The organism is Nocardia sp. NPDC050712 (assembly GCF_040654295.1).
GTDB lineage: Bacteria > Actinomycetota > Actinomycetes > Mycobacteriales > Mycobacteriaceae > Nocardia.
Window position 1 is genome coordinate 45,981 of the sequence record NZ_JBFAHT010000006.1, and the last position, 15,784, is coordinate 61,764.

Below are 15,784 nucleotides of genomic sequence, written 5' to 3' on the forward strand. Positions count from 1 at the left end.
AAGGGCAGCGAATGGACAGTAATCGGGCAGTTCCCGGCCCGCGTCGGCGGCGCACACTGAGACATGGCACCCGGCGTCGGGAAGTCCCGGCCCACATCGCACCGGGCAGGGATCCAGCCAGACAAAGCCCGGGAAGCGTAGTCGGCCTCGGCTCCGGGTGCCTGGCGAGCAATCACTTGCCCCAGTGAGTGCGTACGCCATCCCACGGACGCCAGGTCCACTGCCCGCATCGGGAATCCGCAGACTCACGATGCCCGGGCCTGGCGTCCCAGGGCCGGCCCCTCAGCGATCCAGCAGGGCGTAGAGGGCGCGCAGCTCGCGCAGACCGGCCGCGGCCTCCGGTTCGTCCTCACTGCTCATGCGCAGCGCGCGGCGCAGCAGCGTGGGATCGAGATCGTCCAGGGCCGAGCGGAATTCGAGTTTCGGCAGCTCCGGCAGTACCGCGTTGTCGCCGTAGGGGTCCGTCGACGCGACCGGCTGCTGATCGCGTTCGATACCGGAGATCAAGGTGTTCAGGTCCAGGCCGCGCAAGGTCAGGATCTCGCGGGGGTGCTCGTCGAGGCGCTCGGCGAGCAGATAGCAGACCGCGGCCACGTGCTTGCAGGGCCAGCCCGGATCCGGGCAGGTGCATTCGAAGTCCAGGTCGGCCGCGGTGGTCGGGAGCAGCATGGGCCCCAGGCCGGTGGGCAGCGCGCCGGAGGCGATGTCGGCGAGCATGCCCGGCGCGGTGCGGATGGTGTCGATCAGCAGGTCGAGCTCCTCCTCGCGCAGCGGGCGGACGGTGAACACCGCGGTGAACGGGCGCGGCTGGCTGCCTTGTACTTCCGCGGTCACCGCACCCGGCTCGATGCGATAGCTCACCACCTGCCCGGAGCGGGCGTAGGTGCGGCCCCGGGCCAACCGCCCCGGTTCGGCCATCGCCTCGACCGCGTCGATCAGCGCCTTGCCCCACCAGGTGCGGCCGAATCCGCCACGGCGACTGCGGGCTTCGACGCCGCCCCGGACCGGGCGACGCTTGCCGTACTTGCTGTAATCCTCGAAGGGGCTCATTCGCCGACCGCCTCCGCGCCCAGGGTGAACAGCTCGCGCAGCTCGTCGGTGCTAAGCTCGGTGATCCAGTTCTCCCCCGCGCCGACCGCCAGCTCGGCCAGATCCCGCTTGCCGTTGATCATTTCGTCGATCCGCTCCTCGATGGTGTCGACGCAGACCAGTTTGCGCACCTGCACGTTGCGCTGCTGCCCGATCCGGTAGGCGCGGTCGGTGGCCTGGTTCTCGACCGCGGGGTTCCACCAGCGGTCCAGGTGCACAACATGATTCGCGGCGGTGAGGTTCAGGCCGGTGCCGCCGGCCTTGAGCGAGAGCAGCATCAGCGGCGGGCCGTCGTCGGACTGGAAGCGCTCGACCATGGTGTCGCGCCGCTTCTTCGGCACGCCGCCGTGCAGGAACGGGATCTCGGTGCCGAACCGCTCGGCCAGGTACGGGGCGATGATCTCGCCGAACTCGCGGAACTGGGTGAACAGCAACGCCTTCTCGCCGTCGGCGAGCACGGCATCCAGCACGTCCTCGACCAGCGCGAGCTTGCCGGAGCGGTGGTTGCCGCGCAGCAGCACGCCGGAACCGTCGCCCAGGAAGTGCGCCGGATGGTTGCAGACCTGCTTGAGCCGGGTCAGCGCGCCGAGCACCGCGCCCTTGCGCGCCATGCCCTTGGCGCTCTTGATCTTCTCCAGCATGTCCTGGACGACGGCCTGATACAGCGCGGCCTGCTCCACGGTCAGGTTGGCGCGCACCGTCATCTCCAGCTTGTCCGGCAGATCGGAGATGACGGCGGGATCGGTCTTCACCCGGCGCAGCACGAACGGCTGGGTGAGGTAGCGCAGGCGGGAGATCGCGTTCTGGTCGCGTTCGCGCTCGATCGGGACGGCGAAGCGGGCCCGGAAGGTCTGCGCGGTGCCCAGCAGTTTGGGCTGCGCGAAATCCAGGATGGAGCGCAGCTCTTCGAGCCGGTTCTCCACCGGGGTTCCGGTGAGCGCCAGGCGGTGCCGGGCCGGCAGGGTGCGCGCGGCACGGGCCTGGCGGGTGTTGGCGTTCTTGATGTGCTGCGCCTCGTCCAGCACGATCCGCTCCCAGGGCTGGCGGCGGAACTCCTCGACGTCGCGTGCCAGCAGCGCGTAGGTGGTGATCACCAGATCCGCCTCCGCGACAGCCGAATCCAGCTCCGCGCCCGCGCGGCGACCGACGCCGTGGTGCACGAGCACCCGCAGCCCCGGGGCGAAGCGCTCCGCCTCCCGCTGCCAGTTGCCGACCACCGACATCGGGCACACCAGCAGGGTCGGGCCCGGTTGTGCTTGCGCCGCGGCGTTTTCGCGCTCGTGCACCAGCAGGGCCAGCACCTGAACGGTCTTGCCGAGCCCCATGTCGTCGGCGAGGACGGCACCGCAGCCCATGCGGTTCATGGTGACCAGCCAGGACAGGCCCCGCTCCTGATACGGGCGCAGCTGCGCCTTCAGGCCGGCCGGCGCGGCGATGGGCTCCGGATCGTGGCTGCGGTCCAGGATTTCCGCGGCCCAGCCGGTGGCCGTCACCTCGGTGAGCGGCACCTGGGCGACATGCCCGCTCGCGAGTTCACCGAGCATGTCGGCCAGGGTGACCGGTGAGGTGTCGGTATGCGCGGCGACATAGCGGGCCGCGGCGGCCAGCACCTTGTGGTCGGCCTGCACCCATTCGCCGCGCAGCTGCACCAGATCGGATTTTGAGCGCACCAGGCGCTCCATCTCGGCCTTGGTGAGCACCGTGTCGCCGAGCGCCAATTCCCAGCGATAGGAGACCAGCCCGCGCATGCCGACGGTGCTCTCCGCGGCGGGGACCGCGCTCGAAACCTGCAGGCGCATGGTCGGTTCGGTGATGTTCCAGGCCCGGGGCAGCAGCAGCTTGACACCCGCGGCACGCAGGGCGTGCGCGCCGTGCTCGACCAGGTCGGCCACCACGGCGGTGGGCAGCAGCAGATCCATGGTGTGACTGTCGGTGGGCAGGTCGCGCAGGCGCGGATAGACCCGGCGCGCCTCGCCCAGTTTCTCGGCCGCGGCGTGCACCAGGCTCGGATCGCCGTGCAGCGGAACGGGAGCCGGGGCCTCGCCCTCGGTGCGCAGGCAGACTTCCAGCCGCCACAGCGTGAGTTCGGCCTCGTCGTCGCCGTCGGGTTCGAGCAGGCGCAGCACCAGTTCGGGTTCGTCCACGGTCAGGCTGGCTCGCCAGCGCTCCAGCAGTTCCGAGAGCTGATGGCTGCCGGTTTCCAGCTCCGTATCGCCGATCAGCGCGGCCAGCAGCGGATGCGCCGGGGCGGGCGCGTCGAGGAGTTCGCTGACGATCGGGTCGGTGAGTTCGGCGACGAGGTCGTCCAGCACGGCGGCCGGGCGGCCCGCGACGCGCAGCGCGGCGGGCATGGCGACCGCCAATTCCGCGAGCCAGGCCCGCTGGCGGGCGCCGCCGATCAGGCGCCAGCGCACCCACCACTGGCCGTCTTCGCGGCGCAGTTCGGGCACCACTCGCCCGGCGCGGGCCCACCGTTCGATCCCGAGGGCGACGTGGGCGAGGAATCGCAGATCCCCGGCGACCTCGGCGGCCGGGAGCCGCTGGCGGAGCGCGGCCACCGCCGCGGACGGCGCCATGGCGTGCGCCTGGACTTTCTCGCGCTCACCGTCGAGCAGCACCTCGGCGCGATGGCGCCACTTCGACGAGCGCAGCACACTGCCCAGAGGATCCGGCAAATCCCCGGGTACCGCCGCGTCGGACCACAGCAGCAACCCGGAACCCGGCGACCACAGCCCGTGCAGCATCCGCTCATCCAATCAGGTGGCACCGACAGCCGATCTGTGGCGGCTCTGGATTAATCCGCCCCGGCGGCCCATACTGGAATATCCCCTGGTCATAGCATCAGAACCGCAAATTCGCGGTAATCCCCCAGCCTAGAAAGGCAGGGCAGCAGCATGACGATTCTGCTCCAAGTTCTCGAGCAGAGCTTCACGCCGACTACTCCGTGGGAGCGGCGCAAATTCACCTTTGTCGATGCCGGAAAAATCGTCGGCATGCGCTTGGACGGTCAATCCGGCGTCTGGCTGGATCTCTCCCGTCCCGGTGAATCCCAGCGCCTGGCCCGCACACCCGCGCCGGCGGACGCCATCACCTTCTTGCTCACGACATTCGCGAAGATCGCCGAATGCCAGGAACGCGGCGGCTCGTGGGTGATCGGGCACGACGGGTCCCGGCATCAGACCATCGCGGCCACCCGCTTCCCGCCGCGCGCGGTCGAAGCGGCCGAAGACGAACTGCTCACCCGCGCCTGGTTGTGAACGGTCCGGCAGCGCCGCGCCGCCGGCCGGTGTGTGTCGGTGCCGCGGCGTACAACTGCGTGCGTGGGCATTCGCGGGTGGCTGCTGGTGGCGTTGTCGCTCGTCCTCGCCGGTTGCGCCGGCCTCGGCGATGACCCCGTCGCGCCCGGCAGCCCCACCCGGGCACACGTCGAGCAGTTGCTCGCCTCGGTGCGGGTGATCGCGCAGCGCCCGCATCCCGGTGGCTACGAACGGGGTTGCCGATCGGGGCAGGGCTGTGTCTTCGGGGAGTCCTGGACCGATGACTACGACGGGCCGAGCGGGCACGACGGCTGCGATACCCGCAACAACGTGCTGGCGAAACAGCTCGCGGCGGTGACATTCCGGCCGGGCACCCGGGATTGCGTGGTGCTGTCGGGTGCCCTTGACGATCCCTACACCGGGCGCCGCGCCGACTTCCGCAAGGAAGACGCGCGCGCGATCCAGATCGATCACGTCTACGCGCTGGCCGCCGCCTGGGATATGGGAGCCTCGAGCTGGCCGGCCGAGCGGCGGGTGGCGTTCGCCAACGATGTCGAGGTCAATCTGCTGGCTACCGCCGCCGGGGTGAATCAGTCCAAGGGCGACAGCACGCCGTCGGCGTGGCTGCCGCCCGCCCGGGCCGTTCACTGCTTCTACGCGGGCAAGTATCTGACCGCGGCGGTGCGGTACGACCTGCCCATCACCGCCGCCGACAACGCGGCGCTGGCCCGGGTCGCCCGCACCTGCCCGTGATCAGCGGCTATTCGGCCCCGACCGCGACCGGGCGCTTCGGATCGTTGGACCACTGCGACCACGAGCCCGGGTACAGAGCCGCCTCGATGCCCGCCGCCGCCAGCGCCGCGATCTGATGGGCGGCGGTGACGCCGGAACCGCAGTAGACCGCGACCGGGCCGGAACCCAGGTTCCCGAACCGCTCGCGCAGCTGGTCGGTGCTGCGGAAACGCCCGGCGCCGTCCAGGTTCTCGGCGGTCGGGGCGCTGACCGCGCCCGGGACGTGCCCGGCGCGCGGGTCCACCGGCTCGACCTCGCCGCGGTAGCGCTCGCCGGCCCGCGCGTCGAGCAGCAGGCCGTCCCAGCTCGCGACGGCGTCGGCGTCGACCACGGGCAGATGGCCCGGGCTCAGGGTGACATCGCCGGGCTCCGGATCGGGCTCGGTGCCCCGGGCCAGTTCGCCGCCCGACTGCTCCCAGGCGGGCAGCCCGCCGTCGAGGATGCGGACGTCGGCCAGGCCCGCCCAGCGCAGCAGCCACCAGGCGCGGGCCGCCGCCATGCCGCCGGTCGCGTCGTAGACGACCACGGCGTCACCGGCGCGAATGCCCCAGCTGCGCGCGCAATTCTGCAACCGCGCCAGCTCGGGCAGCGGGTGCCGGCCGCGGGCGGGCGAGGCCGGTGCGGCCAGTTCGGTTTCCAGATCGACGAAGACCGCGCCGGGAATGTGGCCGTCCAGATAGTGCTGCGGGCCGTCCGGGTCGCCCAGCGCCCAGCGCACATCCAATAACCGGACCCGCTTGTCCGCCAATGCTTCTCGAAGCTCAACCGGCGAAATCAGTACGGCGACCAACCCAGCTCCTCGTGTCGAATTCCGCGATACCCCACTGCTTACGCCCCGATGCTACGTCCCCGGCTCGCCGCGGGCGTCCCGATCGGCCCGCCCGCACCTGACCACCGGTTTCAGGCCAGTTTCGCCGGATTGGACGGGGACAGGGCGGCGGCGCGGGGGCAGGATTCGGGCAATGTCCAAGGTTTCTCCGCCGGTCGAAGCAGCCGATCCGCCCGTCGCCGAGGTCGGGCTGGGGCAGCCGCTGGGCGCCGGGGTGGTGACCGCGCTGGTCGGGTTCACCAGTTCGTTCGCGGTGGTGCTGGCCGGACTGACGGCGGTGGGCGCGACGTCGGCGCAGGCGGCGTCGGGCTTGCTCGCGCTGTGCGTGACGCAGGCGGTCGGGATCGTGCTGCTGAGTTACCGCTATCGGATGCCGATCACGCTGGCCTGGTCGACGCCGGGTGCGGCGCTGCTCGCGAGTACCGGTGTGGTGGCCGGGGGTTGGGCCGCGGCGGTGGGCGCGTTCGCCCTGACCGGGGTGCTCATCGTGATCACCGGGTGGTGGCAGCGGCTCGGCGATCTGGTCGCGGCGATTCCGGTCGAGATCGCGCAGGCGATGCTGGCCGGGGTGCTGCTGCCGATGTGCCTGGCGCCGGTGCAGGCGGTGCGGACGAGTCCGGCGGTGGTGGTGCCGGTGATCGTGGTGTGGCTGGTGCTCCAGCGCTACGCCAAGCGCTGGGCGGTGCTCGCGGCCTTCGTCACCGCGGCGATCGGGGCCGGGATCAGCATCGCGGTCGAGGACCGGCGCCTGGCCCTCTCGGCGCTGGTGCCGACCGTGGAATTCACGCTGCCGCACTGGAATTGGCAGGCCATGATCGGGGTCGCGATTCCGCTGTACATCGTCACCATGGCCTCGCAGAACATTCCGGGGACCGCGGTGATGAAGTCGTTCGGCTATCAGGTGCCGTGGCGCTCGGCCATGACGGTCACCGGCCTGGGGACCGTGCTCGGCGCGCCGGCGGGCGGGCACGCGATCAACCTGGCCGCGATCAGCGCGGCCCTGTCCGCGGCGCCCGCCGCGCATCCGGATCCGAAACGCCGCTGGATCGCCGCCTGTTCGGCGGGCGGCGCCTATCTGCTGCTGGCGCTCGGCTCGGCCGCACTGGTCGCGGTGGTGGCCGCCGCGCCGCGCGGCACCCTGGAAACCGTTGCGGGACTTGCTTTGCTCGGCACCTTGGCGGCCGCGCTCGCGGGGGCGCTGCGCGCCGAGGAACACCGTGAGGCCGGGATCGTCACGTTCCTGATCGCGGCCTCCGGTGTCGGATTCCTCGGTGTCGGCGCGGCGTTCTGGGCGCTGCTCGCCGGTCTCGTCGTGCGAAAGCTGCTCACCCCGCGTTCGTGACCGGTACCGGCTCGGCGGTGGCCACCGCCGGTTTCACCTCGGTCGCACCGCGGGCCCGGCTGCCCAGCCGGGTGTGATTAAAGAGCAGATTCAGGGCGAAAGCCGTACCCGCGCCCAGGGTTACGCCGCTGGTCAGCAGGATCTGCGCGGACGAGGGGAACTTGGCGAACATCTCGCCCGCCATTTCCGGCAGCAGCCCGACGCCGACGGCCGCGGCGACGATGGTGGCGTTGATCCGATCGGACAGATCGGCCCGGAGCAGCGTTTGGATGCCGACCACGGTGACCGTCGCGAACAGCACCAGCCCGACACCGCCGACCACCGGCTTGGGCACCGCCGCCACCACCGCGCCGATCCGCGGCACCACGCCGAGCACGATCAGGATCAGGCCGCTGACGGCGGTCACGTATCGGCTGAAGACGCGGGTGGCGGCCACCGAACCCACGTTCTGATTGAAGATGGTGTCGACGAACGCGGTGAAGATGCCGCCGAGCACACCGGAGAGCCCGTCGCCGACCAGGCCGCGGGCCAGATCGCCGTTGCTGATCGGCTTGCCGGTGATCTCGCTGAGCGCGAGCATGCTGGCCGTGGACTCGGCGAACACCACCGCCATGACGATGCTCATCGCCACCACCGCGGTCACCGGGAACTCGGGCGCCCCGAAATGGAACGGCTGCGGCACTCCGAGCCACGCGGTGTCGCCGATGCCCTCGGCACTGACCAACCCCATCGGGATCGCGATCACGATGCCGACGACCAGCGCGATGAGCACGCCCAGCTGCGACCACACCCCGCGCCCGAGACAGATGAAGCCGACCGCGATCAGCACCACCACGGCGGCCAGGCCGATATGCGACGGCGAGGCGAAGCTCGGCGCCTTGGGATTGGTGCCGATGATCAATCCACCGGCCACCCCGATCAGCGAGACGCCGACGACGGTGAGCACCGTCCCGGTCACCAGCGGTGGGAAGAACCGCACCACCTTCGCGAACGGATAGGCCAGCGCGACACCGACGACACCGCCCACCAGCATCGACCCGTAGACCGCCTGCAGCCCGTACTCCTTGGCGATCAGGATCATCGGGTTCAGCCCGACGAAGGTCGCCCCGCAGATGATCGGCAGGCGCGCGCCCGCGAGCTTGCCGACGCCGAGACTCTGGATCACCGTGATGATGCCGGCGACCAGCAGGTCGGCACTGATCAGCAGCGCCACGGTCGCCCGGTCCAGCCCGGCCGCAGCACCGAAGACCAGCGGCACCGTGATGCACCCGGTGTACATGATCAGGACGTGCTGGATGCCGAACGCCAGTTGCCGCCCGAACGGCAACCGGGTGTCCACGGGATGTGCTGCTTCTGCCATAGACAAGTGGTAACGGGCACGAGTTACGCGCAGCGCACGTTTCTTGTTTCCCCCAGGTGACATCACCACGGACGGCGGTGTGGGATCGCACACTGGAGGTGCTACCTGCACACCCGCTCGCGGATGTGCAGGTAGACCAAAGCTAGCTGCGGCTGAGCAGGGTGAGGGGATCCTCGAGCAGGCCCGCGACGGTCGCGAGGAACCGGGCCGCCAGTTCGCCGTCGACCATGCGGTGATCGAAGCTCAGGCCCAGGGTGGTCACCCAGCGGACGGCCAGTTCGTCGCGGACGACCCAGGGGCGCTTGCTGATCGAACCGAGGCAGAGGATGGCGGCTTCGCCCGGGTTGACCAGCGGGACACCGACATCCACGCCGAAGACGCCGACATTGGTGATGGTGAAGGTGCCGCCGCGCAGGTCGACCGGTGTGGCGCTGCCGGAACGCGCGGTCTCGGCGAGCCAGCCGAATTCCTTGCACAGATCACGCAGGCTGGCCGACTCGGCGTCCTTGAGGTTGGGTACCAGCAGCCCGCGGTCGGTGGCGACGGCGACGCCCAGGTTCACATAGTGCTTGGTGATGATGTGCTGGTCGGCTTCGTCCCAGGAGGCGTTGATCGCCGGGAAGTCGGTGATCGCCACCAGGACGGCCTTGGCGACCAGCGTCAACGGAGTCAGGGTCAAGCCGGTGAAGGCCTTGGTGGTGCGCAGGTGGTCCAGCATTTCCATCGACGCGGTGCAGTCCAGGGTGACGAAGGTGCTGGCCTGCGGGATGGTGCGGGCGCTGGCCACCATGGCGGCCGCGGTGCGTTTGCGCACGCCGCCGATCGGGGTGCGCTGCTCGCGGTCGGGCGGCCGGATGAGACCGCCGTTCCGCTGGGCGCCGGTGCGGTGGCCGGCGGGGTCGGCGGTGCCGTGGGCGGCGGGCTTGCGGGGCTGGGAGACGGGGACGGCCGTGCGCACGTCCTCGACGGTGACCGCGCCCTCGGGCCCGGAGCCCGCGATGTACCAGAGGTCGATGCCCAGCTCCTTGGCCAGCTTGCGCGCGGCGGGGGTCGCCGCCGCGCGTACTTCCCCGGGTGATTCCGGTTCGGCGACAGCCTCTTTCGCCGTAGCCGCGGGCTTACGGCGGCGCGAGACCGCCTCACCCTCGGGCCCGTATCCCACCAATACCGACGTCCGCTCCGCGGGCTTGCCCTCCGCGCTGCGCACGCGGATGAGCGGGGCGCCGACCTCGACCGTGTCCCCCGGCTCGGCCAGCAACTCGACGACCACCCCGGCGAACGGCGAGGGCAGCGCCACCACGGCCTTGGCCGTCTCCACCTCCGCGATGGTCTGATTCAGCTCGACCGTGTCGCCGACCGCCACTGCCCAGGACTGCAATTCGGCGTCGGCGAGGCCCTCACCGAGATCCGGTAGCCGGAATTCCAGGACGTGGCTGTCGTCGGGCACTGGTGACACCTCTCAGGCGGCGAGCGAGCGGTCGACCGCGGCCAGGATGCGATCGGGATCGGGCAGATGGTGTTTTTCGAGCTTAGCCGGGGGGTAGGGGATGTCGAACCCGCCGACGCGGAGTACCGGCGCCTCCAGGTGATAGAAGCAGCGCTCGGTGATCCGGGCCGCGATCTCGGCACCGAGGCCGCCGAAGACCGGTGCCTCGTGCACCACGATGAGCCGTCCGGTCTTGGCCACCGAGGCCTCGATGGTGTCGAAATCGATCGGCGACAGACTGCGCAGATCGATCACTTCCAGCGAATGGCCTTCTTCCGCAGCAATTTTCGCCGAGGTGAGCGCGGTGGCGACGGTACCGCCGTAGGCGACGAGGGTGGCGTCGGTCCCCACCGCGCACACCCGGGCCCGGTCCATCGGCAACTCCGGCGGGGCGCCGAAATCGACGTCGGCCTTGTCCCAGTAGCGCCGCTTGGGTTCGAAGAAGATGACCGGGTCGTCCAGGGCGATCGCCTGGCGGACAAGGTGATACGCGTCGCCGGGGTTGCTCGGCGCGACCACGCGCAGCCCGGCGGTGTGCGCGAAATAGGCTTCCGGCGATTCCGAGTGATGCTCCACCGAACCGATACCGCCGCCGAACGGAATGCGGATCGTCAAGGGGGCCTTCACTTTTCCCTGCGTCCGGTAGTGGATCTTGGCGACCTGGGAGACGATCTGATCGAAGGCCGGGTAGACGAATCCGTCGAACTGGATCTCGCACACCGGCCGGTACCCGCGCAGTGCCATGCCGAAAGCCGTTCCGATGATGCCGGATTCGGCCAGCGGCGTGTCCACCACCCGGTTGCCGCCGAAGTCCTTCTGCAGCGTGTCGGTCACCCGGAACACGCCGCCGAGGCGGCCGATGTCCTCCCCCATCAGCAGGACTTTCGGGTCGTCCTCCAGGGCTTTGCGCAGACCGGCGTTGAGCGCGGCGGCAAAGGTGGTGATCATGCGCGGACTCCTTCGTGCACAGGTGCCTCCCCGGGATCGCCGGCCAGGTACTCCAGGTACGCCCGCCGCTCCTCGGCGATGAGCGGATGCGGGGTCGAATAGACGTGGTCGAACAGCCGCGCCGGTTCCGGATCGGGCATCTCGATGGTGGCGGTGCGCACCCGATGTGCGACCGCGGCGGCCCGGTCGGCGACCTGGCGCTCGAAGTCGCTGTCGTACAGGTCTTCTCGTTCGAGCAGCCGGCGCACCCGGTCGATCGGATCGCGCCGCCGCCACTCCTCGGTCTCCGCGGCGGCGCGGTAGCGGGTGGGGTCGTCGGCGGTGGTGTGCGGACCGATCCGGTAGGTCAGGGCCTCGATGAACGAGGGGCCGCCGCCGCTGCGCGCCCGCGCGACCGCCTGCCGGGTCACCGCCAGCACCGCGAGCACGTCGTTGCCGTCGACCTGCACTCCGGGGATGCCGTAACCGTAGGCGCGCCGCACGATCGGGGTCGCGCTCTGCACCCGGACCGGGGCACTGATCGCCCAGCCGTTGTTCTGGCAGAAGAAGACCACCGGCGCGCTCCAGCTCGACGCGAAACCCAGCGCCTCGGCGATATCGCCCTGGCTGCTGCCGCCGTCGCCGAAGTAGGCGATGGTCGCGATCTCCGCGCCGTCCAGGTGGGCGGCGTAGGCGTATCCGGTGGCGTGCAGGCCCTGCGCGCCCACCACGATGTTCGGGTTGGTCATGCGCACCGCGTCCGGATCCCAGCAGTAGTGGGCAGCGCCGCGCCAGAGCCGGGTCAGCTCACCCGGATCGACGCCGCGGCAGTAGGCGACGGCGGCTTCGCGATAGCTACAGAACACGTAGTCGTCGGGGTGCAGGGCACGGGCCGAGCCGACCTGGGCGGCTTCCTGGCCGAGCAGCGGGGGCCACAATCCCAGCTGGCCCTGCCGTTGCAGCGCGGTCGCCTCGGTATCGATGCGGCGGCTGACGACCATGTCCTCGTACAGCGCGCGCAACCGCTCGGGGCCGATATCGGCGACGAGAGCGGCATGCTCCCGGTCGAAGACGCGGCGGCCGTCGGGCTGGATCAGCTGGACCGGGTACGCGGGCCGCTCCGGCAAAGGGATCGCCTCCTACCAACAGAGCCGAGCATTGTGTGCTCTACCTCACAGCATGCCTGACCTGGCGAAGTGCGCAAGTGGCCATGATCGCTCTGAGCAGAATGCCCAATAGTCGCGCGGGACCTGATGTCATACTGCGCATATGTCCAGTAGAGAACCCGCCGACCCCACTTTGGACGCCACCGACGCCCGGCTCCTACTCGAGCTGGTGGCCAACCCGCGCGCGACCGGCGTGGAGCTGGCGACCCGGCTCGGCCTGTCCCGCAACACCGTGCAGGCCCGGCTGGCGCGCTGGGAGGCCAGCGGAGTGCTCGGCAGCTTCGAACGCCGGGTCCGCCCGCGCGCCCTCGGCTATCCGCTGTCGGCGTTCGTCGCGGTCGTCGTCGACCAGCATCAGCTCGACGCCGTGGTGGAGGCACTGGCGGAGGTGCCCGAGGTCACCGAGGTGTGCGGCATGACCGGCCTGACCGATCTGACGGTGCGGGTGGTGGCGCGCGACGCCGACGACCTGTACCGGATCGCGGGCCAGATCCTCAAGATCCCCGGCGTGGAACGCACCAACATGGCGCTGGTGATGCGGGAACTGGTGGGTCCGCGCACCGCGCCCCTGCTGGACCGCATCGCCTCCGGCGGAAATCGCGATACACCTTGACCTCGAGCGTCCTCGAGGTTCCAAGATGACGGTATGAGTGCTTCGTTCATCGTGATCGACACGACCCGGTTGCCCGCCGACCGGTTCGACGACTTCGCCGCGCAGTGGCGCGAGCGCGCCGCAATCGCGAGTAAGGCCAAGGGTTTTCGCAGCGCGCGGCTACACCGGGCGCTGCAGGACGGCCCGCTGCCGCTCGTCATGGTGGCCGAGTGGGCCTCGCGCGCGGACCGGGACGCGGCCTTGGCGGACAACAGGTTTCAGGCCTCGGCGCAGTCGTCCGGCGAGTACGCGATCGTCCAGGGCAGCACCTACGAGGTGGCCGCCGAATATCGTTCGGACGCGGCGCCGCAGGGGGACGGAATCACCTTCGTCAATGCCTTCGAACTGCCGACCGAGAAGGTCGAGGAATTCATCGCGCACTGGCACGGGCGCGCCGAGTTGATGTCGCACGCATCGGGTTTCCGGGACAACCGGCTGCACCGGACGACCGAGCCGGGCGCACAGTTCGCGCTGGTGAACGTGGCGCACTGGGACAGCGCCGATGCCTGGCGGGCGGCGGGCGCGAATCCGGCCTTCCAGCAGCGGCTGTCGGCCGCACCGGCGTACGCCACCGCGAACCCGGCGCTGTACGAGATCGTGGCGCGATTTCCCGAGGCGTGATGCCCCGCACCCGGAAACTCCCGGGCGCTAGGGTGCGGGAATGGAGATTTCGGGCAAGGTTGCGATTGTTACCGGGGGCGGCGCGGGGATCGGGGCGGCGCTCGCGCGGCGGCTGGCCGACGGCGGGGCCCGGGTAGTCGTCGCCGATCTGGACGCGGCCAACGCGGAGCGGGTCGCGGCGTCGATCGGCGCGAACGCCGTGGCTGTCGGCGGCGACGTGACCCAGGATCGGGTGATCCAGGAACTCATCACGCGGGCCGAGGCCGAATTCGGGCCGGTGGATCTGTATTTCGCGAACGCGGGCATCGGCGGCGGGCCGGGGCTGGACAGCACCGACGAACAGTGGTCGGCCGCACTGGAAGTCAACGTGCTCGCCCATGTGCGCGCCGCCCGCCTGCTCACGCCCGGCTGGCTGGAGCGCGGCAGCGGGTACTTCGTCAGCACGGCCTCGGCCGCGGGCCTGCTCACCCAGATCGGTTCGGCCCCGTACTCGGTCACCAAGCACGCCGCCGTCGGGTTCGCCGAGTGGCTGTCGGTCACCTACGGGGACAAGGGGATTCGCGTCAGCTGCGTCTGCCCGATGGGCGTGGACACCCGGCTGCTGCACGGCGACCTGATCCCGGACCATCCGGAAGCCGCCGAACTCGCGGTCAAGGCCGTGAAAACCGCCGGGGCCGTGCTCACGCCGGAGCAGGTCGCCGACGCCGTGATCGCGGGGGTGGCCGAGGAGACGTTCCTGATCCTGCCGCACCCGGAGGTGCTGAAGATGTACCGCCACAAGGGTTCCGACTACGACCGCTGGCTGGACGGCATGCGGCGCTTCCAGGCGATGCTGGTGGGCTAGTCGTCGTCCGCGACGACCAGCGTGGCCGCGGCGGTGCGGATGAGCTCCGGGATCTCGATCGGCTTGCGCGTGTCCGAATCCACGTAGACGTGCACGAAGCTGCCCGTCGCGGCGAGTTCCAGCGTGCCGTCGGCGTCGCGGAAGATGGCCAGGTCATAGGTGATGCTGGAGCGGCCGAGGCGGGAGATGCGCAGGCCGACCTGCAACTGGTCCGGGAAGCTGATCGAGCCCAGGTACTGGCAGGAGGTCTGCGCGACCACGCCGAGCGCGGGCAGGTCGCGGATATCGGTGCCGGTGGCCTGCATCAGCCACGCGTTGACCGCGGTGTCGAAGTACGAGTAGTAGGTCACGTTGTTGACGTGGCCGTAGTGATCGTTGTCGGCCCACCGCGTCGGCATCGGCCACAAGACCGGATACTGCTTGTTCACCCGGCCGACGATAGCTGAGCCGCCGAATTCCCCTGCCGGTGGTCACGCGGGCTCACCCCGAAGTGCCGTTTGAACGCCGCGCTGAGAGCGAAGGCACTGCCGTATCCGACCTTGCCCGCGATCGACTCGATGGTCGAATCCGACTCCTGCAGCAGGTCGGCCGCGAGGGCGAGGCGCCATTCGGTGAGGAACGCCATCGGCGGCTCCCCGACCAGATCGGTGAAGCGGCGGGCCAGCGCGGCGCGCGACACCCCGACGGCCTCGGCCAGGCTGGCGACCGTCCAGCCGTGCGCCGGATTGTGCTGCAACAGGCGCAGGGCCTTGCCGACCAGCGGATCGCTGTAGGCGTGGTACCAGGCCGGGGCGTCGTTGCGCGCGAACCAGGCCCGCAGGGCGGCGATCAGGACCAGGTCGAGCAGGCGGTCGAGCACCGCGGTCTGGGCCGGTTCGTCCTTGGTCGCCTCGTCGGCGAGCAGTTCGAGCAGGCGGCCGTCGAGATCGCCGTGCGGCAGCACGATGACCGGCGGCAATGCGCGCAGCAGCCGCTGGCTGGCCGCGCCCGCCGACTCATAGGTGCCGGTGATCGCCATGGTGGACCCGTTCGGGTCGGTGCCCCACTGCCGGGTACCGAGACTGTATGTCTCGCAGAGGATCTCGCCCTCCGGGGACTTGGTGATCTGACCGGGGTGGATGATGACCTGCGGCGCGGTGGCGGGATCGTCGGCGAAGGTATACGGCTGCGGGCCCCGGAAGATCGCGACATCACCGGCGGTGAGCTGGCGCGGGTTGGCCGCGGCGGCACCGGCATTCGCGCCCCTGGCCGGCACATCGGGCACGATCCAGGCGGTGCCGCGGATCAGCGACACCACCGTCAACGGGGCCTCGTCCTGGACTCGCAGCGCCCACGGCGGATTCAGCAGCGAACACATGACGAACGCACCTCGGGCGCGTGGACCTTCGAGCAGGCTGGCGAGCGCATCCACGATTCCAG

15 protein-coding genes are annotated in these 15,784 nt (G+C 70.3%); 6 read left to right on the forward strand and 9 right to left on the reverse strand.

Annotated features, from left to right (window positions below; translation table 11 throughout):
- Positions 1-282: 282 nt before the first annotated feature.
- The gene (locus tag AB0H76_RS35715) at positions 283-1,050 is read right to left on the reverse strand and encodes an SWIM zinc finger family protein (protein ID WP_357331560.1); all 768 of its coding nucleotides are present in this window, start codon (positions 1,048-1,050) and stop codon (positions 283-285) included.
- Positions 1,047-3,833, reverse strand: a complete 2,787-nt coding sequence (locus AB0H76_RS35720; RefSeq protein WP_357331562.1) for a DEAD/DEAH box helicase — start codon at positions 3,831-3,833, stop codon at positions 1,047-1,049. The genes AB0H76_RS35715 and AB0H76_RS35720 overlap by 4 nt, the downstream gene beginning before the upstream one ends.
- A gap of 150 nt (positions 3,834-3,983) precedes the next feature.
- Between AB0H76_RS35720 and AB0H76_RS35725 the strand changes: the two genes are divergently transcribed.
- Positions 3,984-4,346 carry a hypothetical protein gene (locus tag AB0H76_RS35725; protein WP_357331564.1) on the forward strand — a complete coding sequence of 121 codons (363 nt, stop codon included), beginning with the start codon at positions 3,984-3,986 and terminating at the stop codon, positions 4,344-4,346.
- A 63-nt stretch (positions 4,347-4,409) separates the two neighbouring features.
- Positions 4,410-5,099 carry an HNH endonuclease family protein gene (locus AB0H76_RS35730; RefSeq protein WP_357331566.1) on the forward strand — a complete coding sequence of 230 codons (690 nt, stop codon included), beginning with the start codon at positions 4,410-4,412 and terminating at the stop codon, positions 5,097-5,099.
- A gap of 7 nt (positions 5,100-5,106) precedes the next feature.
- On the opposite strand, the gene AB0H76_RS35735 is transcribed toward AB0H76_RS35730, so the two are convergent.
- Positions 5,107-5,916, reverse strand: coding sequence for a sulfurtransferase (locus AB0H76_RS35735; protein WP_357332202.1), 810 nt, complete (start codon positions 5,914-5,916; stop codon positions 5,107-5,109).
- Positions 5,917-6,100: 184 nt separating this feature from the next.
- Here AB0H76_RS35735 and AB0H76_RS35740 point away from each other — a divergent pair, with 184 nt between their 5' ends.
- Positions 6,101-7,309, forward strand: a complete 1,209-nt coding sequence (locus tag AB0H76_RS35740) for a benzoate/H(+) symporter BenE family transporter (RefSeq protein WP_357331568.1) — start codon at positions 6,101-6,103, stop codon at positions 7,307-7,309.
- On the opposite strand, the gene AB0H76_RS35745 is transcribed toward AB0H76_RS35740, so the two are convergent.
- The 4 genes from AB0H76_RS35745 to pdhA form a co-directional block, all read right to left on the reverse strand.
- Positions 7,293-8,669: a nucleobase:cation symporter-2 family protein gene (locus AB0H76_RS35745; RefSeq protein ID WP_357331570.1), complete on the reverse strand. Its 1,377-nt coding sequence runs from the start codon at positions 8,667-8,669 to the stop codon at positions 7,293-7,295. The genes AB0H76_RS35740 and AB0H76_RS35745 overlap by 17 nt on opposite strands.
- Positions 8,670-8,811: 142 nt before the next feature.
- A complete protein-coding gene (locus AB0H76_RS35750; RefSeq protein ID WP_357331572.1) occupies positions 8,812-10,116 on the reverse strand; it encodes a dihydrolipoamide acetyltransferase family protein in 1,305 nt (434 codons plus the stop codon).
- A 12-nt stretch (positions 10,117-10,128) separates the two neighbouring features.
- Positions 10,129-11,103: an alpha-ketoacid dehydrogenase subunit beta gene (locus AB0H76_RS35755; protein ID WP_357331574.1), complete on the reverse strand. Its 975-nt coding sequence runs from the start codon at positions 11,101-11,103 to the stop codon at positions 10,129-10,131.
- Positions 11,100-12,209, reverse strand: a complete 1,110-nt coding sequence (pdhA, locus tag AB0H76_RS35760; RefSeq protein ID WP_357331576.1) for a pyruvate dehydrogenase (acetyl-transferring) E1 component subunit alpha — start codon at positions 12,207-12,209, stop codon at positions 11,100-11,102. The genes AB0H76_RS35755 and pdhA overlap by 4 nt, the downstream gene beginning before the upstream one ends.
- A 142-nt stretch (positions 12,210-12,351) precedes the next feature.
- On the opposite strand from pdhA, the gene AB0H76_RS35765 reads away from it, so the two are divergent.
- From AB0H76_RS35765 to AB0H76_RS35775, 3 genes are read left to right on the forward strand one after another with little or no spacing between them, the layout of a single operon-like run.
- Complete coding sequence (locus tag AB0H76_RS35765) at positions 12,352-12,861, forward strand: Lrp/AsnC family transcriptional regulator (protein WP_357331578.1); 510 nt, start codon at positions 12,352-12,354, stop codon at positions 12,859-12,861.
- A 33-nt stretch (positions 12,862-12,894) separates the two neighbouring features.
- The gene (locus AB0H76_RS35770) at positions 12,895-13,521 is read left to right on the forward strand and encodes an antibiotic biosynthesis monooxygenase family protein (RefSeq protein WP_357331580.1); all 627 of its coding nucleotides are present in this window, start codon (positions 12,895-12,897) and stop codon (positions 13,519-13,521) included.
- A 40-nt stretch (positions 13,522-13,561) separates the two neighbouring features.
- On the forward strand, positions 13,562-14,365 hold the full coding sequence (locus AB0H76_RS35775) for an SDR family oxidoreductase (RefSeq protein ID WP_357331582.1): 804 nt from the start codon (positions 13,562-13,564) through the stop codon (positions 14,363-14,365).
- Here AB0H76_RS35775 and AB0H76_RS35780 read toward each other — a convergent pair.
- Positions 14,362-14,763, reverse strand: coding sequence for a thioesterase family protein (locus AB0H76_RS35780; RefSeq protein WP_357332204.1), 402 nt, complete (start codon positions 14,761-14,763; stop codon positions 14,362-14,364). The two genes, AB0H76_RS35775 and AB0H76_RS35780, sit on opposite strands and share 4 nt — an antisense overlap.
- 26 nt (positions 14,764-14,789) lie before the next feature.
- Complete coding sequence (locus AB0H76_RS35785) at positions 14,790-15,776, reverse strand: AraC family transcriptional regulator (RefSeq protein ID WP_357331584.1); 987 nt, start codon at positions 15,774-15,776, stop codon at positions 14,790-14,792.
- Positions 15,777-15,784 lie beyond the last annotated feature (8 nt).